General features: G+C 38.4%; 19 protein-coding genes, 3 tRNA genes and 1 pseudogene. 12 read left to right on the top strand and 11 right to left on the bottom strand.

What is annotated here, in order from left to right; translation table 11 throughout:
• Positions 1-352 precede the first annotated feature (352 nt).
• The 5 genes from BGP15_RS26410 to BGP15_RS26390 all read left to right on the top strand — a co-directional run bounded on the left by BGP15_RS26410 (position 353) and on the right by BGP15_RS26390 (position 3,866).
• On the top strand, positions 353-1,204 hold the full coding sequence (locus tag BGP15_RS26410) for a DNA adenine methylase (protein WP_088160771.1): 852 nt from the start codon (positions 353-355) through the stop codon (positions 1,202-1,204).
• An 8-nt stretch (positions 1,205-1,212) separates the two neighbouring features.
• Positions 1,213-1,389, top strand: coding sequence for a hypothetical protein (locus tag BGP15_RS26405; protein WP_157698405.1), 177 nt, complete (start codon positions 1,213-1,215; stop codon positions 1,387-1,389).
• Positions 1,376-2,593, top strand: a complete 1,218-nt coding sequence (locus BGP15_RS26400) for an ArdC family protein (protein WP_232475718.1) — start codon at positions 1,376-1,378, stop codon at positions 2,591-2,593. Before BGP15_RS26405 ends, BGP15_RS26400 begins: the two co-directional genes overlap by 14 nt.
• Before the next feature lie 77 nt (positions 2,594-2,670).
• The gene (locus BGP15_RS26395; protein ID WP_088160770.1) at positions 2,671-3,192 is read left to right on the top strand and encodes an ADP-ribosyltransferase-containing protein; all 522 of its coding nucleotides are present in this window, start codon (positions 2,671-2,673) and stop codon (positions 3,190-3,192) included.
• 32 nt (positions 3,193-3,224) lie between these two features.
• On the top strand, positions 3,225-3,866 hold the full coding sequence (locus BGP15_RS26390) for a hypothetical protein (protein WP_088160769.1): 642 nt from the start codon (positions 3,225-3,227) through the stop codon (positions 3,864-3,866).
• Between the two features lie 73 nt (positions 3,867-3,939).
• On the opposite strand, the gene BGP15_RS26385 is transcribed toward BGP15_RS26390, so the two are convergent.
• On the bottom strand, positions 3,940-4,170 hold the full coding sequence (locus tag BGP15_RS26385; RefSeq protein WP_286768334.1) for a hypothetical protein: 231 nt from the start codon (positions 4,168-4,170) through the stop codon (positions 3,940-3,942).
• Positions 4,171-4,256: 86 nt separating this feature from the next.
• On the opposite strand from BGP15_RS26385, the gene BGP15_RS26380 reads away from it, so the two are divergent.
• Entirely contained in the window at positions 4,257-4,682 is a 426-nt protein-coding gene (locus tag BGP15_RS26380; RefSeq protein WP_088160768.1) for a hypothetical protein, read from the top strand.
• Between the two features lie 182 nt (positions 4,683-4,864).
• On the opposite strand, the gene BGP15_RS26375 is transcribed toward BGP15_RS26380, so the two are convergent.
• Together BGP15_RS26375 and BGP15_RS26370 are read right to left on the bottom strand one after the other, a co-directional pair.
• A complete protein-coding gene (locus BGP15_RS26375; protein WP_088160767.1) occupies positions 4,865-5,125 on the bottom strand; it encodes a hypothetical protein in 261 nt (86 codons plus the stop codon).
• A 395-nt stretch (positions 5,126-5,520) separates the two neighbouring features.
• Positions 5,521-7,263, bottom strand: coding sequence for a hypothetical protein (locus BGP15_RS26370; RefSeq protein WP_157698404.1), 1,743 nt, complete (start codon positions 7,261-7,263; stop codon positions 5,521-5,523).
• Between the two features lie 101 nt (positions 7,264-7,364).
• Between BGP15_RS26370 and BGP15_RS26365 the strand changes: the two are divergent.
• Positions 7,365-8,147: pseudogene (locus BGP15_RS26365) on the top strand (recombinase family protein); the annotation flags it as partial.
• A 733-nt stretch (positions 8,148-8,880) separates the two neighbouring features.
• On the opposite strand, the gene BGP15_RS26360 reads toward BGP15_RS26365, so the two are convergent.
• From BGP15_RS26360 to BGP15_RS26345, 4 genes are all read right to left on the bottom strand, one after another.
• A tRNA-Leu gene (locus tag BGP15_RS26360) sits at positions 8,881-8,964 on the bottom strand.
• Between the two features lie 74 nt (positions 8,965-9,038).
• Positions 9,039-9,917, bottom strand: a complete 879-nt coding sequence (locus BGP15_RS26355; RefSeq protein ID WP_115047823.1) for a Ppx/GppA phosphatase family protein — start codon at positions 9,915-9,917, stop codon at positions 9,039-9,041.
• Between the two features lie 364 nt (positions 9,918-10,281).
• Positions 10,282-10,824, bottom strand: coding sequence for a hypothetical protein (locus tag BGP15_RS26350; protein ID WP_070570475.1), 543 nt, complete (start codon positions 10,822-10,824; stop codon positions 10,282-10,284).
• A gap of 75 nt (positions 10,825-10,899) precedes the next feature.
• A complete protein-coding gene (locus tag BGP15_RS26345) occupies positions 10,900-13,476 on the bottom strand; it encodes a phosphoenolpyruvate carboxylase (protein ID WP_115047821.1) in 2,577 nt (858 codons plus the stop codon).
• A 385-nt stretch (positions 13,477-13,861) separates the two neighbouring features.
• Here BGP15_RS26345 and BGP15_RS26340 point away from each other — a divergent pair, with 385 nt between their 5' ends.
• Both BGP15_RS26340 and BGP15_RS26335 read left to right on the top strand, forming a co-directional pair.
• Complete coding sequence (locus tag BGP15_RS26340; protein WP_286771203.1) at positions 13,862-16,054, top strand: FUSC family protein; 2,193 nt, start codon at positions 13,862-13,864, stop codon at positions 16,052-16,054.
• A gap of 31 nt (positions 16,055-16,085) precedes the next feature.
• Entirely contained in the window at positions 16,086-17,066 is a 981-nt protein-coding gene (locus tag BGP15_RS26335) for a YpdA family putative bacillithiol disulfide reductase (RefSeq protein WP_070570470.1), read from the top strand.
• Here the strand turns inward: BGP15_RS26335 and BGP15_RS26330 are convergent.
• A complete protein-coding gene (locus BGP15_RS26330; RefSeq protein ID WP_112374184.1) occupies positions 17,059-17,676 on the bottom strand; it encodes a TetR/AcrR family transcriptional regulator in 618 nt (205 codons plus the stop codon). The two genes, BGP15_RS26335 and BGP15_RS26330, sit on opposite strands and share 8 nt — an antisense overlap.
• Before the next feature lie 104 nt (positions 17,677-17,780).
• On the opposite strand from BGP15_RS26330, the gene murB reads away from it, so the two are divergent.
• The 3 genes from murB to BGP15_RS26315 all read left to right on the top strand — a co-directional run bounded on the left by murB (position 17,781) and on the right by BGP15_RS26315 (position 19,845).
• On the top strand, positions 17,781-18,797 hold the full coding sequence (murB, locus tag BGP15_RS26325; protein WP_286771202.1) for a UDP-N-acetylmuramate dehydrogenase: 1,017 nt from the start codon (positions 17,781-17,783) through the stop codon (positions 18,795-18,797).
• Positions 18,798-19,058: 261 nt separating this feature from the next.
• Entirely contained in the window at positions 19,059-19,568 is a 510-nt protein-coding gene (locus tag BGP15_RS26320) for an RNA polymerase sigma factor (RefSeq protein ID WP_046671910.1), read from the top strand.
• 31 nt (positions 19,569-19,599) lie between these two features.
• Positions 19,600-19,845 (top strand): cytochrome b5 domain-containing protein, encoded by a 246-nt coding sequence (locus BGP15_RS26315; protein ID WP_112374185.1) that lies wholly within the window; start codon positions 19,600-19,602, stop codon positions 19,843-19,845.
• Here BGP15_RS26315 and BGP15_RS26310 read toward each other — a convergent pair whose 3' ends face one another.
• The 3 genes from BGP15_RS26310 to BGP15_RS26300 all read right to left on the bottom strand — a co-directional run bounded on the left by BGP15_RS26310 (position 19,846) and on the right by BGP15_RS26300 (position 21,053).
• Positions 19,846-20,760, bottom strand: coding sequence for a PfkB family carbohydrate kinase (locus tag BGP15_RS26310; RefSeq protein WP_070570461.1), 915 nt, complete (start codon positions 20,758-20,760; stop codon positions 19,846-19,848).
• 57 nt (positions 20,761-20,817) lie between these two features.
• Positions 20,818-20,891, bottom strand: a tRNA-Asn gene (locus BGP15_RS26305).
• Positions 20,892-20,979: 88 nt separating this feature from the next.
• A tRNA-Asn gene (locus BGP15_RS26300) sits at positions 20,980-21,053 on the bottom strand.
• Positions 21,054-21,075: the final 22 nt, after the last annotated feature.

Genomic DNA, 21,075 nt, shown 5'->3' with positions numbered 1-21,075 from the left:
ACACCTTTTGACACCCGCGCATGAAGGTCAGCAGCTGTTTTGGCACTGCTAATAAAAACTGCTGACCACCATGCCATTCCCCACTCAGAATACCCTATGTCAGGAGCGTTCTCTACCATTAAATTTCTAGCTATGAAGAAACTATTCAACCGCATAGACAGGATCAGGGCATCCGGATTCGCTACGCTAAACCTAGAGCAGTCTTCCCCTTACTACCATCTCAGCGGCCAGCGCTTTAAGGTATGTAGTATGGGCAAACCGGCCCTAAAATGCAGGGTAACACTTCTGGTGGATAACGTGCCGCTGGATTTCACCATAGATAATATTCTCTGACCCACTATATTCCGATCCTATGCACACCATTAGATTACGAACGCCCATCAGTTACTACGGCGGTAAACAGAAATTAGCCTCACGCATCATTTCCCTCATCCCTAGGCACACCTTATACTGCGAACCATTTATCGGCGGGGCCGCAATTTTCTTTGCCAAGCGCCCCTCGGAAATAGAGGTCATCAATGATACCAATGGGGAACTGATCAATTTTTATAGAACTGTCAAAGAAGATTTTTCAGCACTGGAAGCGGAAATCAGTACGAGCCTGCACAGCCGTGATCTCCACAGAAAAGCTTCCCTTATCTATAATAATCCCGATATGTTTGACCGGGTCAAAAGAGCCTGGGCCGTCTGGATACTGAGCACACAGTCTTTCGCAGGAATTCTAGATGGTACCTGGGGATTCGATCTGTCAAAAAACACCACAACAAAAAAAATCAATACCAAACGTCACGGCTTTACCCGCACTTTTGCACAGAGACTCCAACGCTGTCAGCTGGAATGTGCCGATGCATTATACGTCATCGCAAGTAGGGATACCCCAGAGAGCTTCTTCTACTGCGATCCCCCTTACTTTAATTCTGATCTTGGACATTATGATGGTTACACAGAGAAAGACTATGAGGACCTGCTTAATCTGCTAAGTGGTATCAAAGGGAAGTTTCTGCTTTCCTCTTACCCCTCGCCTATCTTAAAACGCTTCACAAAGAAATATGGCTGGCAGAAATGGTCCATCAATCAAAAGATTTCCGTCAATGCCAAAGCCGGTAACCAGAAAACCAAAACTGAGGTGCTGGTGGCAAACTATCCCATAGGCCAGCAGCTCGCCGTTCAATTGACCATACCGGATACTGACGATCCTGAATAACGAACAATATGGAAGAACATTTTGAAACACTAATGGGTAAACTCCGCCAGTTATATACCCAAGGGAAAGAAATAGGACTTTCGCTGGAAGAAGCGGTCATTTACGGTACCGACTATGCCGATGAATGGCCCATGGAGGAATTTGATAAATCTAGTCAACAGGAGGATCAAGATGGCCAACCCTAAAATAAAATCGCTCCATGAGCAGGTCGCAGCCGATCTGATCGAAAGGCTTAAAAAAGGAACAGCGCCATGGCAAAAGCCATGGAATGACAGCTCTGCCACATTAGAATTTCCTTATAATGCAATTACCGGAAAGCGTTATAAAGGTATTAACATATTTTCACTGCTTTCAGCCGATAGGGCTGACCCCAGATGGATGACTTTCAAGCAGGCTGCAGCTATGGACTGGCAGGTCCGAAAAGGCGAAAAAGCGAGGCTCGTCCAGTATGTAAAAACCCAGGATCTAATTCCTAAATTGGATGATAAGGGCAAGAAAATACTGGATGAAAACGGAAAACCCATCAAAATTTCTGTCCCGCTTGACCATGCCATTGTTACCGCAGCATGGGTATTTAATGCGGAACAGGTCGATGGTATCCCGCCAATGGCAAAAGAAACAGCACTTGCCCGGGACTGGGATCCAATTCTAAGGGCAGAAGAACTCGTAAGTCTCACTGAAGCTAAGCTATTTCATAACATGGGAAACCGCGCATTCTACAATCTGCATACGGATTCGATAACCATGCCCTTAAAGGAACAGTTTTCAGGCGCAGGCCTCTATTACGGCACCCTGTTGCATGAACTGGCGCACTGGACAGGCCATAACAGCAGGCTCGACAGATCTTTGTTCAATAAGTTCGGTACAGAAGCTTATGCGCGCGAGGAACTGCGCGCAGAAATAGCTTCGATGCTCATTGGTCAGGAGCTAAAGATAGGACATGACCCCGGACAACATGCCGCTTATGTGAAAAGCTGGATCCAGCTCCTCACTGATCATCCCTTTGAAATCCATGCTGCCGCCGCAGATGCTGAAAAAATATTAAACTACCTATTGACTTTTGAAAGAAAGCTTGAAATCAAGCAGTCAAATGCAAATGAGATCAAGCCTGAGCAGGCTATTCCTGAGTTAAAAAAAATAGGACTTTTTATTGGAGATGAGATTCCTTACAAGGATAACATCTTTAAGGTAACAGGACTGTTAAAAAAAGGACGGTTTCGGATGGAAGAATTAAATAGCGGTCGTTTTTTTGCCCTGACAAAAAATGATGAACTCTACAGGTCGCTGATCAATTGCAAACAACAATTGCAGCAAACAAGAATTAAAGATTCAAAACCAGACCTGGAACCTGTAAAAGAAGATATTTCTGTCCCAGTCCCAAAAAGATAAAGCAGACGCTTCCATCCTATTACTATTTATTCAGCTGTAGTATCCGGTCCTACTACTGTCATTAATAATGATTTTTTATGAAAATAACAGATTCTCAACTGTTCGATAATTCCCGGCCCTATTACCATGGCACAGATGCAACCTTTGATAAATTTGATGCCACATTTAAAGGTAGCAATACCGGCTGGGACAATACAAAACATGGCTTTTTCTTTGCTGACAAAAAAGAAAATGCATTACTGTTCGGTGATATCCTGATCACCGCGTACCTTGATATTAAGAACCCCATAGACTTACGCCTTCACTCCATCTTCTCTCTAGAAAATCAGGCCTCCCTCATTTGGGAAATCCTCACAGGGGACCAGCTTGAAGCAAAAAAAGCTCTTCGCAAACTCAACCGGGAAATAAGCCTGGGTGAAATCGGTGATCTATATGACAGTCTGAACAGTGAAGACAGTCATCTCATGTTTGAGAAAGCTGGATATGATGGCATCATATCCAGCCTGGGAGACGACCATCCTGAATTCGTTGTGTTCCATACCTCCCAGATTGAGATCATCTCCATAGAGAGGCAGAATTTTATAGGACGATCTCGTTAATCATATTTCATTTAAAAGTTAATGATGTCATTATGAAAATAGAATTAAAAGAAATCCATCACAGCGCGCAGCTTAGTGAGGAAACACATGCCTTCACCGCTAATCTTTATATCAATGGAACACACGCAGGCTACGCCAAAAATAATGGCCATGGAGGCGCTACCTATTATCAGGCGAAAGACGAGAAAGGAAAGGTTCTCATTAAGGAAGCTGAAAAATATTGCGCAGAACTGCCGCCAAGAAATACTGAAGACAAATTGCAGGATGATCTTTTATGGGATATGGATCTAGCGCAGTATATTGATGATCTACTTCATCTTTATCTGGAGAAAAAAGAAATAGACCGGTTCAATACCAAATTGAATAAACGCATGTTAGATGGTCTCGTCTTAGGCATCCCAGATCAATCGTTCCGCGGTTTTATATACCCCTTGCCAATGGTACAACTACTGGCTCACCCAAAAGGACCGGAAATAGTGTTAAAAGATCTCTCTGAAAAAGTCCTTCCTTTGTTAACGGATGGGAATAAACTCTTAAATACCAACATTCCAGAAAGTATTATTAAAGCAGCAGGTTTAGATGAGCAGCAGTATGTAAAACCGTTGGTTAGAAATATTCGGTATGGAATGATTCCATATAAAGAAGAAGAAAGCAATAGAAATAGATCCAGATAATGATCTAATAATTGGATTATTTGCTGAAAACAATTCGGAAGCTACTTTCGTGAATAGAAAGCAGGTTGAAAACTTAATATCGGTTTCTTGTCTGTGACCTTAACCACTCATCAAGCATCCGTTCTCTTTCCTTCCTCCTTCTCGATTCCTTTTCTCTGCGGTCCACAACAAAAATAAAGGGTATCCAAATACCCATACCAATACACCAAAGAAGTAAGGAATTACTTCCCGACATATTCATCGCAACAAATAAAGTGCCGCACGAGACAAACAATGTAAATAAAAAATATAATACCATTCCCATAATCAAATTGAGTTTAGTTCCTAAACTCAATTTACGAAATATACCACTGTAATACAAATGTTTACACAATAAATATGCAATTTTACATGAAAGAATTAATTGATAAACACGTATTGATACACCCTCTATTACCTATCGATCCTGCACAGAAACAGGGGCATCTCGGCACAATTTCCTACGCAAGTTATGACAATGAGATAATGGAAGTCAGCTTCGAAGATGGTGAAAAGTCTCTTTATCTTACAGATGCCCTGCTAGTATTCAAATCGATTCGAGAGTTGTCCCAGACCATAAAAGAACAGCAACTATTAACTGAAAAAAATCTCAAGACCTTCATGGACGTCTATTTAATCCTGAAGAATGAAGGTCGATCACAAGTACCTAAAGCATTCCACATGATATTATCAAATAACCAAATACTGAGTCTAGCTACAGTATCGCTAACAAGCAGACTTGAATTGACTCTTCCCGAAGACATGCACCCATATTGGCAGAAAGGGCCAAAGCGTTAACAATTAATAAAAGAGATTGAAATAAAAGGAATTTGAGGCTAAAAAGCATCACGAGATCTAGAATAGGACACATTTTCGCAAGAAAATTAAAAGAGATCCGGATTCTTATGACGATTTAGATCAAAGGGGGTACGTCGTGGCAAATATTGACTTTAGTTTTCTAAAAAAATAGAAAACTAAAACTATAAACGATATCTTAGAGAAATTGACCGCCCTATGTCATTCGCAAACTCAATATCATTTTCTGAACCTTCAAAATGCCATCTGTCTTGATTTTTTTTTAGTTTCTGAACCATGCCATCAAGAAGAATAGAAATTTCAGAAATCCCCCTATGTAATTCCTTCTCTAAAATTCTAATTTGAAAATCTTGGCCTTTAAAAGTTATTCTAAATGATTGTGCTGGTATATTACTTTGTGCTAGTGTATCTATTGTCTCTTCCATATTTCTACCTGTAAATTTAATAAAAGGCTTTAAAATTAGATATCAAAAAAGGTTAAAAATCCTGTTTAGCTTTTTTTATCCATATCGATGATATATTGAATATCTATCCTATTTTCCCAAACCTATTGTTCACTGACCTATGCATCAACTTAAAAAAATTACGACAATCTCAGTAATTGAATATTTTAAAAAGTTAGAAATAGAAATATCCGAAGAAGACGCATCTTTAGTACTGGAGCATTTAACTGACATCGCTAAACATGCTCTTGAAGATTATTTTAAGTCTCTAATTAATCAGACAAAGTAATCGCAGCATTATCAAATTTTGATGACAAATTTAAGAATGTGAATTCAATCTTTTCTGATTGTAGTAAATTGTTCAGTTATCCGAATATCTAATCATCTCCCAAATTTCTAAATTCAGTAGACATCAATCTCTCTTTAGAAGGAATTGACCTGATAAAATCCATAACATACTGATTAAACGACAGGTAACTATCCAAAACACTAGATTTCAACTCATTAAAAGACGTCTTTTTATCAATTTTCAATAGCAACTTCCTCCGATAAAGATGGTTGTTGATCAAAATTTCCAACTTCACTTTTCCAGCTCTTATATATTCAGTAAGGCCAATTAAGCCATCGATATGAAGAATTACTAAATCTTTTATCTGAAACCCGATAATCCCAAATTCCTTAAGTTCATTTATAAGCTTATCCCGTTCTATTTTGAACCATTCAATCATTAAACTTTCAATACCAGGAACCGTTAGATTAATATCATAGACAATTAGGATCGGATATAATCTTAAAGATTGCGGCTTATAATTTTGATCAAATATAAACTTCTTTGTTAAACTTAACTTGATCCTGGTAATTAATTGCATGATTGCTTTTTCAGGTCCCTCTGTACTATAGTATTTCTTTTTTATTTCCTCTTGAATACTATTGATGTTAAAAGATTGTTTGGTAACCCCAGAAATAAAACTATCTTTAACTTCCACCAAAAAAACTTTGTTCCCATTCCGGACATAGTAATCGGGTTCTGAACTTTTCATTTTTTTTTTCATTTCAGCACCAGAAAAATTTAAAACACTTTTATTCTCATAGGCTCTTTTCATCAATTTGTAAACAAGATAACCTTCGGAAAAATGAGTAGTATAATCCGCTCGAAAACGATTTTCAGAAATACCTAATGCTGGATTTGATTTAACAATTGATTTACAATCCCAATAAATAGAATTATAAACCTTATTAAATATCATAGCCCTATTGATAATGACGTATTCGTTTTCTGACACTAAATAAAGAGGTTTGTTCCGAATAGGTAAAAAATCAAACTCTTCTATATTTTCTTTGTTTTCCTCGATATCATTCTGATGGTTATATAATTCCAGAAAATCTTGACTCACTTTATCTTTACCATTTATCGTAATTGCATCGCCATTGCAAAGCATTAATAGCGGGAATATTTTAGTAGCATAGTCTTGAAAACTAGTAATCTTCTTCGAAGCGAGATAAAGCTGAAATAAATTATTATTATATGAACAGAGAAAATCCATACAGTGTTTTACCTTTATCAATTGATAAATTGCTTGCTCAAGACTGAAATAACTAAAATCATAACTACTGATAAGTGAAGCCGTAGATAACCAAGTAGCCCTCAATATTCCTGAATATTCCGCTGGTACTGTTTTGCCAATACTATCTTGCCTATCAGCGAAAATTTCATTCATTTTAATATAAGCAATAAAAAAATCTAAATGTGACTCATCAAAATTTACTTCCATATTATGCTTCACTTCAGGAAGGCTAATTGCCAATATATTCATTTTCAAATTTGTATAATGGTTTATTAATATAAGCCGTGCACCTCCACCGATCTCCTCTCTATAACCATGAAAAATTTTAGAAATTATTATCTCCCCCATTTTTCCTTCGGTCCCGAACCAATAGATAATTTGGCGTTGAATTTCTATTATTTTTTTTTGTAAAATAGAATTCATTACTGCTATCATTTTCAGCGTAAGTGCTTTCCCATAAGGTTCTAAAATTTCCTTTGGCTCTCTGGTGTCGTAATCGAAAATTTTTGAAAATACAACAATAAGAGACATTTTGAGTTTGGAGTGAGCTGACATACAGAATATTAAAGGTTAATAATTAATCATTTAATGATAAAAATACAATTATTTTACCATTTTTTTTAGTAAATTCACCTTAGATATTAAACCCAATTAATATGAATGTTGCCAATTTATATATCCGAGTTAGTACAGATGAACAAGCAGAAAAAGGATATTCACAAAGAGATCAAGAAGAACGCTTAAAAAAATTCTGCGAAATAAATAGGATTACAATCCGTCAAGTAATATTCGAAGATCATTCTGCAAAAACTTTTGATCGTCCAGAATGGAAGAAAATGCTTCTTGACTTAAAGAAAAATAAAAGTAAGTCCAATATTCTGTTATTTACAAAGTGGGATAGGTTTAGTCGAAATGCGGGCGATGCATATCAAATGATAAGTTTGTTAAGGTCTTTAGGAGTAGAACCCCAAGCTATCGAGCAGCCGCTTGATTTAACGGTTCCTGAAAACAAAATGATGTTGGCATTCTACTTAGCAGCTCCTGAGGTAGAAAATGATCGCAGAGCGTTAAATACGACAAACGGTATGAGAAGAGCGCGAAAAGAAGGAAGGTGGATGGGCCCCGCTCCTGCAGGATATAGAAACTGGCTAAATGAATATGGGAAAAAGTCTATTGAGCTTAAAGAACCCGATGCATCACTCATGAAATGGGCATTTGAAGAACTGGCTAAAGGTGTCTATAATACGCAACAAATTCACCTTAAAGTACGAGAGAAAGGCTTGGATATCTGCAAAGCTTATTTTTGGAAGTGTATTAAAAATCCTGTGTACTGTGGACGAATTGTGGTTCCTGAATACGAAGGTGAAGAAGAATACACGGTGAAAGGCCAACATGAGGCTATTATCTCTGAGTATACATTTAACAAAGTTCAGGAGATCTTAGACAAGAGAAAAAGAAATAAGTACCGAACAAAGATTGTCACAAGAGAAGAATACCCCTTAAGAGGATTTCTCATATGTCCTATATGTTCAAAACCATTGACTGCAAGTAAATCCAAAGGTTACAGTCAACATTATGCATATTACCATTGCAAACTTCAATGTAGGCAAAGATTCAATACAGAAATAGTCCATCAAAAATTCGAGCAAGAGCTTGAAAAATTTGAGCCTAGAGCTGATGTTATTGGATTATACTCGACGATTTTACAAGAGCTGTATACGCAAAGAACAAAAGGCAATTTAACTGAAAAAGTTGAAATTGAACGAAGAATTAGGTCCCTCGAGGATAACACATCTAAAGCGAGAGATCTTTTAATTAGAGGAGATATCGATCCTCAAGATTTCAAAGAATTAAAATTAAAATATACAAGTGAGATTAACGAGCTTGAGGAGAGGCAACAAACTCTAAAAAATGCAAGAGGGTCAATGGACATTTTTCGAACTGAAAGTATCAGTAAATTCAAAAATATGGCCTCTATTTACAGGAAATGCAATATCGAGCAAAAACGTAAATTAATCAGTTCGATTTATCCCGAAAATTTGACGTTTTCAGGAACAAGTTTTCGAACTGCTAGGGTCAACCATTTCTTACACTATATCTATTTGATTAATAACGAATTACGTCCAAAAAAAAAGCAGACAAATCTTAATTTTAAAGAGTTGTCTGCTAAAGTGCCCAGGAGCAGATTCGAACTGCCACGCCCATGCGAGCGCCACCCCCTCAAGATGGTGCGTCTACCAATTTCGCCACCTGGGCTCATATTCACCTTTGGTATCACAAAAATAAAGATTTTTCGCTCTTTTACAAGTCGAAAATCGCTTTTTACAGCATTATTTTACTAAATTCCTATTGATCAAGGTTCTAATTACACCGTCGACAAGCCCAACCCTTGGAACAATGATTTGTTTTAGACGACCATGCTTCATAATCGTTAGAAAAATCTCACTCGCAGGAATAATGACATCGGCACGATCTTCGTTTAAACCCAATAAGATAATGCGTTCTTTCAAAGAAAATGAAGATAAATGCTCATACACGGCTTTTAATTTAGCATAGGATAATGGTTTATCCAATTTTTCATTGGAAAGGCGCGCAAGCTTATTAATATTGCCGCCAGTACCAATACCAACCACTTGCTTATACATATGCGTATTGCTACGTACCCATTCCCTCAGTTCATCCCAGGTTTCTGCCTTGTCCTGATTGTCGAGGATACGGATTGTGCCCAAGTTGAAGGATCTGGAATTAACCAAAACACCATTGGCAAATAACGATAATTCTGTACTACCGCCACCTACATCAATGTAAAGGTAAACTTTGTCCTTTTCCATCTTATTATCCCAATGGCTATTGTAAATGATCTCTGCCTCCTTTGCCCCTTCGATAATATCGATGTTGATACCGTTTTTCTTGACCTCCGCAACAATATCAGCGCCATTTCGTGCATCACGCATGGCTGAAGTCGCGCAGGCCATATAATCCTCCACGTTATAAACATCCATCAACTCCCGAAAGGCCTTCATCGTTTTAACCAAACTCTCGGCTTTCCTAGGTGAAATTTCCTGATGAATAAACGCATCATCCCCCAAACGAAGTGGAACACGTAACAGTGTATTTTTCTTAAAATTATATTGGTCTTTCTGTCCAATAATGTCAGCTATCAAAAGACGGACTGCATTGGAACCTATATCTATTGCGGCGTATCTCACTTTATATACGATTTCATTAAATTACGCTAAAATAAACACAGTTATTAAAAACTGTGTTATATATATGTTAAGTTATCATTAATTTAACAAATAACAAACGAATATTCCAGGGAATTCTTGTGTACACAACACTGATATGTCGTACAATAACTAAAATTCCCATTTTATCAGGAATACAAACTCATTTCCTACCAAAATCATCTCGCTGGCAATCAACTGAGTCGGAATACAGATAGCACATCCTATCGAAACTCAGTACCTATCACAATTCCATGCAGAAAATCTAGTATTGTCAACAAAAAAATCATAAAAAAAGGAATATTCATCTTAATGAATACTCCTTTCCTTTTATTTATCTTATTTTTTAGTGATGGTGTTCTTCAACTTTACCGCCAGCTAATTTGTAGATCTCTTCCACTTTTTTCAAAGACTCCTCCGAAAGGTGAATAACATCCTTGTTTGTATTGTGCTCTTCATGAGACAATCTAGTATTGATCTCACCTTGTTTTTCAACCACTAGCGCTAAAAATGCTTTATCATTGAATGCCGCTGTACTGTCCGAACCAATTGAAGCAGGAACTTGAAATGCAGGCACGCCACGTTGCGCATCGCCAACATGCAGTTCTTTTGCTAAATTGTCCAATTCTGGTAACACTGTTGCGTAAGCTTCTTTAATCTTTGCAGCTACATTTTTCACCTCTGCTGAGGTAGATTGTTTTGCAGCTACATCAGCAAGATTTACCAAGTAGTTTCCATTTTCGCCAACGAATTTAATCATTGCAAAGGCATCACCATCCGCTAAGGATGCATTAGAGTATTGACGCTGTCTATCTGCAGCTGTTTGACCACAAGATGCAAATAATGTACCCGCACAAGCCGCAACAATAAATAACTTATTAATCTTCATATCAATTTTGTTAACTATACAAAAGTAGATAAAATATATGTTCTCCGAAACCCTATCCGTGAAAAGAAAGAAAAATTACGCAACATTTCTTCCGGCATTCACCACGCCAAAGATTGTACGCGCTATTAATTTCGAATAATCTTCACGTTGTGCATCAGTCAGCTGATCCGAATTCAATGCACGAATCGCAAAATGCTGTATAACCAATAACGGTAATACAATTCCCTCGCGCGCTAAAATAGACTCACGATCCACAGGATAGTTTTCCATCAATTTTGAGGTTCCGCTCAGCTTTAACAGATATTCTTTTGTTATTTGGTACTCGGCATACAAAGTTTTCCAAAAATCACCATAAATAGGATCATCTTTCATGTATGCTGTAATATCAAAGTTGGACTTTGTCATCGACATCATACAATTGTCGATCAATGTTTGGAAAAATCCAGATGACACATACAATTGCTGCACGTCTTTCCAAAGGTTATTTTTTTCAGCCCATTGCAATGCTGTTCCGACACCATAAAATCCAGGAATATTTTGTTTCAGCTGGCTCCATGAAGTTACAAAACTAATCGCCCGCAAATCTTCCAATCGCAATTCACGGCCTGAGTTACGTTTTACAGGTCTACTTGAAATATTGATCGACGATAGCGCTTTCAATGGCGACATCGTTTCCAGATAAGGTAAAAACAATTCATTCGTCCGTAGATCCATAAACTTATGATGGCTCAGCTCAGCCAGCTTATCAATGATCTCCTGTTGATGTTTGGTTAAGGTATCGCCTACGCGTTGTTTCAAATCTGAAATAATTCCAGCGTGCAACAATTGCTCTATATTAAATCGAGCCGTATCTAAAGAACCATACTGACTACTGATTGTTTGTCCTTGAATCGTCAATTGAATATGATCGTTGGCAATCTCTTTACCCATCGATGCATAAAAACGCTGTGTCTTACCACCGCCACGTGCCGGAGGTCCACCACGACCGTCAAAAAACACCAAATCGACATCGTACTCGCGAGATATCGCCGTAAGTTCGATTTTTGCACGATAAATCGACCAGTTCGCCATCAAGTATCCACCGTCTTTGGTACTATCTGAATAGCCCAACATAATGGTCTGTTTGTTTCCTCTACGCTTCAAATGCGCTTTATACTCCTTGTTACTATACAAGGTTTTCATCACATCTGCTGCTCTCGTCAAATCATCAACGGTCTCAAACAAGGGTACAAAATCGATCGTTAAAGCATCCTTCTTCCATCCAGACCACAAGAATAACTGACGCAGTCCCAAAATATCACTTGCCTGTTGGCAATTGCTGATGATAAAGCGTTGCGCAGCTCGCTCAGAACCGGAACGTTGAATCTCCTTTAACAATTTGATCACACCAGATGTATCTTTCGTCAACGGATCTGCATCTTCTCCCACCGTTAAGTCAAGTTCTTTGAATTTTAATGCTTTTTGCTTATCATTTTCACTGAGCTCCAGATAATCCAATGGCATTCCAGTCTTTTCCTGATTGTGCTGAATCAGATAATTGGTAGCCTCACGTAATATCCGACTGTCTTGTCTGATATCCAATGTGGTAAAGAAACAACCAAAAGTCATCACTTTGCGGAGTAAGTCATCAACGATTTCTACAAAAAGTCCATTGTGATATTCCTCCAAAACATTTTTGATTGCTTTCAGATTTGTGATAATATTATCAGTTTCGTCTGCTGGATGTTCGACCGGATTAAAACTGTTTTCGTAGAACAATGTTTGGAGATTTTCCATATATTCCTCTACACCTCTAAATGTGATGCGCCGTCTAACAATACGAAAATCCCTATAGTAACATCTAAACAAAATGGTACGTAGCAATGCGGCAACTTTCTTGGTGCTATCAACACTTACGTTGGGATTACCATCACGGTCACCTCCAGGCCAAAAGCCCAGTTCAATCAATTGTTTGACTTCTTCGGTATCCACGTCCAATTCATCATCAATAAAAGACTGAATTTCCGATGCTACTTTATAAAATACGTTTTCCAAAAACCAAGCTAAGCTCGCAGCCTCATCAACTGGAGTCGGTTTATTTTTATTGATGAAAGGCGTTTTACCCAGTTGCTGTAGCAATAAATGTATACTATGGATATCATTGGTCTTGATTGCATCGATCAGGTCGTTGATAATACCCAATACTGGTCCCGGATAGAATTGCGTAGGATGTGCAGTCAACACAAGACGTACAGAAAAATCCTTCAATTTTGACACGATCTTACGGCGCATATCTTCGCTGCCCTCGGCATTTTTTATTAATGCCCCCAAGACATTTTCGTCATCGCCACGGCCCACCATCTGAAAGGATGAGTCTTCGATCGCATCAAATAAAACAACCTGACGCTCTATATATTGAACAAATCGAAACAACAAATCAATCCGTTGTTCTTCCGAAGAAAATTCTTCATGCTGATCGAAGAAACTTTTTATGATCTCATCAGGAGTTAAATGCTGATCCACACCCTTTTCACATTGCTTTGCAAAAAATGGTAATAAAGTACCTGTATCTTTAACACGTTGAAATGGCAATGTTAAAAACAAACTTTTGAAAAGCTCAAAGCGTGTCAATACCTCGTCCTGAAAGACGGCTTCATTTTTACTTTGCTTCATATTTAAATCTTTGAAAGTGGTCAAGAGAGTTTAGGTGACTCTTGAAAATTTGTAATGTCTCTGAAATAACCCTATGGCTCCAAATATAACAATATTATAGCTAAACAAATAAAAAAATATAAATTAATCAAAAAAACAATTGAAATATTATAAACATACTAACAAATTTTAGTAAATTTTCATTTTTAACACATTAATGCAATGCAGTATAGCAACGAAGACCTTGAGAACCTGATCCTGTTAAGCCCCGCTACAAAATGAACCATCCCTGATCTGACAGGAACGCAACAGCTATCTCGCTATCATCCGTACTAAAAAGGGCAAACATAGCCGAACAATTGTTTTTAATATGAAAAGCAATTTATCTAAGTTTGTACTATACATTATGAAACAGACACAAGAAATAAAAAGTTTTTTCTATAGCCAATATTTTGCGGATGGACTCCGAATTACCATCGGATGTATTGTGCCTGTCCTAATCTTTGCAACCATCGGGCAATTTACCAATGGAACCATTGTTTCCCTGGGAGCGCTCTTGGTAGGTCTCTCCGATACGCCCGGAGCACCTAGCCATAGAAGGAAAGGCATGATTGCGGGTGCGATTTTGACTACGTTAACTTTTATTTTAACCAATATAGTTAATCAAAATGTCTATCTACTGGCGATTTTTATCGGCGTAGCCTGCTTTATATTTGCTATGTTTGCAGTATTCAATAGCAGGGCCGCCAACGTAGGCCTTATGTGTATTCTGATGATGTTGATCCATGTGCAGATTCACTATCCTCTTGCTGAAGCTATCAGCTATTTAGGCTTCTATACATTAGGTGGTCTATGGTATATCGCCATTAGTCTTTCCATCACCCAGGCACGCCCTTACAGGCTCGCCGAACAGGAGCTATCCGAAACAATTCGCTATGTGGCTGATTACATCCGGCTGAAAGCTAATTTTTACGATGCTAAAATTGATAACGATAAAAACTACCTCAAACTGATCGACAAACAAGTTGAAGTCAATCAGCATCAGGAAAACCTACGGGATGTATTGTTTCAAAGTAAACGATCAATTAAAGACACCACAAAGGTGGGACGTTATTTAACCCTCGTCTTCAACGATATTGTCGATCTCTTTGAGCAAAGTATGGCGGCACACTATGATTACAACACCATCAGCGAACGCTTTGGTCCTACCGGAATCTTGGAAGATTTCAAAAACGTGATCCTAAAATATACCAATGAGCTTGACAATTTGGCTTATCAGCTCAATACCAATACACAGCCAAAACCACTGTACGATTTCGATTCGGATCTCAGTCGCCTTCACACTAAAATCGATCAGCTGGATAAAAATCAAGAGTATAGCACCTTTGCTTTACGCAAAGTGTTGATCAATTTGCGTGATTTGGTTCGCCGAATCAAAAATATCTATGGTTACTCGCATCTACAACCGGACGATGTCAAACGAAAAGAAATTGACGACGCAAAACGCTTTGTCCAAAGTTCTGCAATTGATTTCAAAAAGTTCCGCGAAAATCTTACCCTAAAATCCACCATCTTTCGACATGCGTGCCGCATGGCAATTGTCATGTCGGTCACTTATTACGTGTTTGAGGTCACCAATATCACGAATAATGTATATTGGATCCTCCTGACTATCATGGTTATCCTAAAGCCCGGCTTCGGGCTCACAAAGGAGAGGAATATCCAGCGTCTAATCGGTACAACGATCGGTGGGCTCATCGGAGCCCTCATCCTGTTAACCATTCATGACCCAACGATCCTTTTCGTTCTACTGGTATTCTTTTTTCTGACGGCATATAGCTTATTCCGGGTCAATTATGTCATTGCCGTACTTTTTATGACCCCTTATGTATTAATTATGCTGAGCTTCGTCAGCGCCAATACATTGGACGTCACCAAAGAACGCATACTGGACACCTTTATCGGCGGCATGATTGCATTCTTATCCAGTTATATTATTTTTCCAAATTGGGAAAGCATGCAAGTCAAGGAATCCATGCGAAAGCTGCTGATAGCCAACTACAATTACATCTTTCAGGCATTGAAAGAAATTGCAGGCCAAGCGCCTTCCATCACCGACTATAAACTAACACGCAAGGCAGTCTACGTGGAAACAGCCAATATGGGGTCGACATTCCAACGTATGCTTACGGAACCCAAGAAACGTCAAAAATATAGTAAGGAAGTCAACAAATTCGTCATATTCAACCATATCCTAGCTTCTTTTTCGGTGACATTGATGAACCATCTCGACGAAATGGACAATAATTATATCAATAAGGACCATGTCCGGACGATTCGAAAAATATTAAGCTCCTTGGAGCAATCCATTCAGCTGCTGCATTCTGCCGATAGTGTCAATGCATTTGTTCCTTTGGCAATCGAAATTCCAAACAACCAATTTGATAATACAGATGTCAGTTCAGTTGATGGACAGTTATTGAGCGAACAGCTGGACTTTCTCAATAAAATTGCACAGGACCTCCATAAAATAGTTCAGGACCTTCACGCTAAAAGCACAGCAATGTCAGAAAATGAACTGCCTAAAGCTTTAAGCTGATTTATTCTTTAAAATTCTCGACATTTATACCATGAGCGATACGATAACACGGTACGACCTGATCATAGTTGGCGGCGGGCCAATTGGCTTAGCTTGCGCCTTAGAAGCCAAAGAAGCAAATTTAAACTACCTTATTCTCGAAAAGGGCTGTTTGGTCAACTCATTATATAATTACCCCCAAAATATGACCTTCTTCTCTTCCTCCGAAAGATTAGAAATAGGTGATATTCCATTTGTCACCACCAATCCCAAGCCAAAACGCATGGAGGCGCTGGAATATTACAGACGTATACAGCAAAAGTTCGCACTGGATACCCATCTTTTTGAAGAAGTACTGGAAATTAAGAAAGAGGACACGGAGTTTCTGGTCAGCAGTAGCAAAAGCATATACCTGAGCAAGAAAGTCATCATCGCCACGGGTTTTTATGACATACCGATGTTGCTCAATATCCCGGGCGAAGAACTTCCCAAAGTGAGGCATTACTACGACGATCCACATTATTATAGCAGCCAAAAGGTGATCGTTGTCGGCGCCAGTAATTCATCCATTGATGCCGCCCTTGAAACCTACCGAAAAGGAGCACAAGTTTCTTTGGTAATCCGCGGTAGCGAAATCAGCCGCCGGGTAAAATATTGGGTAAAACCTGATATTGAAAATCGAATTGCCGCGGGTGAAATCGATGTCTATTATAACAGCCACTTAACAGAAGTTACTCCAACTACTGCGCATATCCAAACCCCAGATGGTATCGTCGAACTCGATAATGATTTTGTACTGGCTTTAACCGGCTATCGCCCAAATTTTGATTTTTTGAAAAAGATCGGAATTGATATTCCCCAAGAAGCACCTTGCATTCCCAGCCATAATGAAGAAACAATGGAAACAAATATTGCCGGGATTTATTTGGCAGGTGTCGTTTGCGGTGGCTTAAATACCCACCTTTGGTTTATTGAAAATTCACGAATTCATGCCAAACAGATTATCGGACATATTCGCTCAACACTTACTTGAAGACTTGAAAACGTAAGCCATTTAAGAAGATTTTCATCATTTTCTTCTGTAAACTGAGAATATGATCGAATTCTTCTTTTGTTGGGAACAACATGTTTTTCATATCCTTTAATATGCCCATACGCATACCGAATAGTGAATACAAAAGAATCCGCGCAGTTTCATTGATATCTTCCACCTGTATCTCGCCGGCATCGATACCAATCTTGAGAATCTTCTCAATAATTTCTACCTCACGGAGATAAGACTCTTTGAAAACCTGTTCCAGCTCGTCCGGAAGCTCTTTGACCATCTTCATGGTGTATTCAAATAAATTATAATACTGATTGATGATCTTGACACGCATATCAATGGAGTACATCATAATCTCCTCAAAGTCTCCCCCTTTTCCAATGACATCCTCAAGGTCCTCGATCATTTTGTCGATGACATATTCGAAAACCGCAGAATATAAGCTATTCTTATCCGGAAAATAATAATACAGCAATGCTTTTGAAAAATTGAGATCCTTGGCTATTTCCGACATCGTTGTCTTAGCCATTCCAAAATGTGCAAAGCGCCTTGTCGCAGCTTCTAGAATTTTGATTCTTTTTACATCTGCATTACCCATTAAACTTATATTTTTTATCGTTAAATAAACGGTTTATACTATCTTTACCGATTATCATGCTAAAGATAGCTGATTTTTTTGAATTTCTGAAAACTAAAGTCAACATGAAGTTAAACATTCAATCGAATATATCTTTAAAAGCTTTCAATACTTTTGGAATTGAAGAAAAGACAAATTTTCTAATCGAAGTGAATGACAATGAAACATTGACCGAAATTTTTAAAAATGGTATTTTTAAGGAGAACTTCTTTGTTCTTGGCGCAGGTAGCAATGTCCTTTTCACCAAAGCATTCGACGGCTATATTATTCGTATGACGAGCAAGGGCATACAGTCAAAAATTGATGGCGATGATGTCTATGTCACAGCGCAAGCGGGAGAAATCTGGAATGACTTCGTTTGGTATTGTATCGAACATAATTACGCGGGTATTGAAAACATGGCCCTCATTCCTGGCACTGTTGGTGCTTCACCTGTGCAAAACATCGGTGCCTATGGTACCGAGTTGATGTATGTTTTTCACGAATGTCAGGCTTTCGATACGCATACCGGTAACTTTGCGACCTTCAAAAAAGAAGATTGCGATTTCTCCTATCGCGACAGTATCTTTAAAACAGCACACAAAGGGCGTTTTATCATTACTCAGGTCACTTATAAGCTAAGTCAAACAGCTCATATCAATACAACTTATGGTGCAATTGAAGCCGAACTCGCCAAAGAAAACATAACAAACCCGAGCATTGCCGACATTGCAACCATTGTCTCCAAAATCCGCGTAGAAAAGCTTCCTGACCCAAGTACAGTGGGAAATGCAGGTAGCTTCTTTAAAAACCCTGTAGTGACAGCATCAACTTTTGGACCTCTTCAGAAAGAATATCCTACAATACCGCATTATCCAATGCCCAATAATGAAACAAAATTGGCTGCTGGATGGTTAATAGAACAATGTGGTTGGAAAGGAAAAGAATATGGACAAGCAGGTGTATGGAAAAATCAGGCACTTGTACTAATAAATAGACAAAACGCTACAGGACGGGAAATTTACAATCTATCGGAACAAATTATACGTGATGTAGCCAACAAATTTGGCATCAAGCTAGAGCGTGAAGTTAATTTACTGTAAAGATTTAAAAAAAGTATTTTTACTCTTTTTAAATCTGAAAGCAAAAGAAAAACAGGCTTCACTTTAGCTAAACATCACTTTGAGCTAATTTTATTTACTTAAAGTTAGCTTACGCACACGTTTGCTTTGCTTAAAATAATCTTAAAATTATATTAACAAATCTAATTTTGCCATTTTTGGCGCATTTTTTGCCTCATACTTAATGAACCGCATTTATAAACGTACTGTTTTGTAAAAAGAACAGTTATAATTCATTAAGCTATGACAAAGAATGAATTTGACACCATGGTTATTGAGCAATCGGACTCATTAAAACTCTACGCCAGAAATTTTACCAGTGATTACGAAGATGCCAACGATCTCGTTCAGGACACAATCCTGAAAGCTGTAACCTATTTTAAAAATTTCAAAGAAGGAACCAATTTGAAAGGATGGCTTTACACCATCATGAAAAATACGTTTATTAACAACTATAGACGTATTGTGAAAACCAACTCTTTCATTACGAAAGACGAGGATATTTCTAACGCTAACCTCCTATTATCCGCTTCCTCAAATCAGGGCGAAAGCAAATTTGTCATGGAAGACATCCATGAAGCTTTATCTAGTCTTTCCGAAGAATATTACATCCCTTTTTCATTGTACTTCGAAGGTTTTAAATACCACGAGATATCGGAACATTTAAATATCCCCATCGGAACGGTAAAAACAAGAATACATGTCGCTAGAAAATTAATGAAGAGATCACTATCGGCCTATAAAGTAGCTTAGTTTTTCTATCTTCGCCTTTTTAAAATGACGAATGGCAGAAGAATTATCGGAATACAGCAAAAGCCAACTGGCTTTACGTAATGGTCAGGACAAACCACAGATCTGGGTTGCTTATCGCGGACTTATCTACGATGTCGGAGAAAGTAGACTGTGGAAAAACGGAATGCACTACGAACATTGGGCCGGACAAGATCTAACTGAGGAGCTCCAAGAAGCCCCTCATTCAGCATCTGTATTTTCAAAATTTCAGATCGTCGGAAAACTAAAAGATCAATGATTATAAATTAAACTGAGATAGGGCAACAAAAGCATTCAAACGCTTTTGTATGTCCTCTTCGGTAAGATCAACCAACCGATCTGTTCCAAATTTCTCTACACAGAATGAAGCTAGCGCAGAACCAAAAATCAATGCGTTCTTCATGTTTGTAAAGTTGATACTTTTTACTTTGGCAAGATAGCCAATAAAACCTCCAGCAAAGGAATCTCCCGCACCAGTTGGATCAAAAACATCTGCTAATGGTAGCGCCGGAGCAGAAAAAATCTGATTCTCTCCAAAAAGAAGCGCACCGTGTTCACCTTTTTTGATAATTAAATATTTAGGTCCCATTGCTAAAATGACTTTTGCAGCTTTAACCAGCGAATACTCTCCAGAAAGTTGCCTTGCCTCTGAATCATTGATGGCTAAAACATCAACCTTGAGAAGCACTTTTCTTAAGTCATCCATGGCAACATTCATCCAGTAGTTCATGGTATCCAGAACAACCAACTTAGGCTTGTGTGCCAAGCGCTCCAACGTAGTCAATTGTATTTGAGGCGTAAGATTGCCCAAGAGAAGATACTCGCAATCCTGGTAACTTTCAGGAATAATAGGATCAAAATCAGCCAATACATTTAAGTCTGTCGCCAAGGTATCACGGCTATTCATATCGTTATGATACCTGCCAGACCAAGAAAAAGTTTGCCCACCAGTAATCACCTGAACACCCGTAACATCTATACCACGGCTCCTGATAAGATCGAGATTATCATTCCCAAAATCCTCCCCAACAACACTGACCAATTTGATTTGATCACATAGATATGACGCCGCTAGACTCGCAAATGTACCGGCACCACCTAGAATTTTGTCAGTTTTACCGAACGGTGTTTCTATTGTATCGAAAGCCACCGTACCAATAATTACTAAACTCATAGTTTTTTAATAAGCATGGTAAACAAAAAAACCGGCATAAAGCCGGTTTCAATATTGCTCCTGAAGCTGGGCTCGAACCAGCGACCCTCTGATTAACAGTCAGATGCTCTAACCTGCTGAGCTATTCAGGAATTTATTTTTCGAGAAATTCCTTTCTCATAGAGTGTACAAAAGTAGTACATTTTAATATCATTTGCAAATAAAATATTTGCATTGTTGCTCCTGAAGCTGGGCTCGAACCAGCGACCCTCTGATTAACAGTCAGATGCTCTAACCGGCTGAGCTATTCAGGAATGAAAAATTGAATATTTTAAA

This window comes from Sphingobacterium sp. 40-24, from assembly GCF_001899705.1.
Taxonomy (GTDB): Bacteria; Bacteroidota; Bacteroidia; order Sphingobacteriales; family Sphingobacteriaceae; genus Sphingobacterium; species Sphingobacterium multivorum.
Note: the sequence above shows the minus strand (reverse complement) of the source record. Positions and strands in the feature narration are given on the sequence as shown.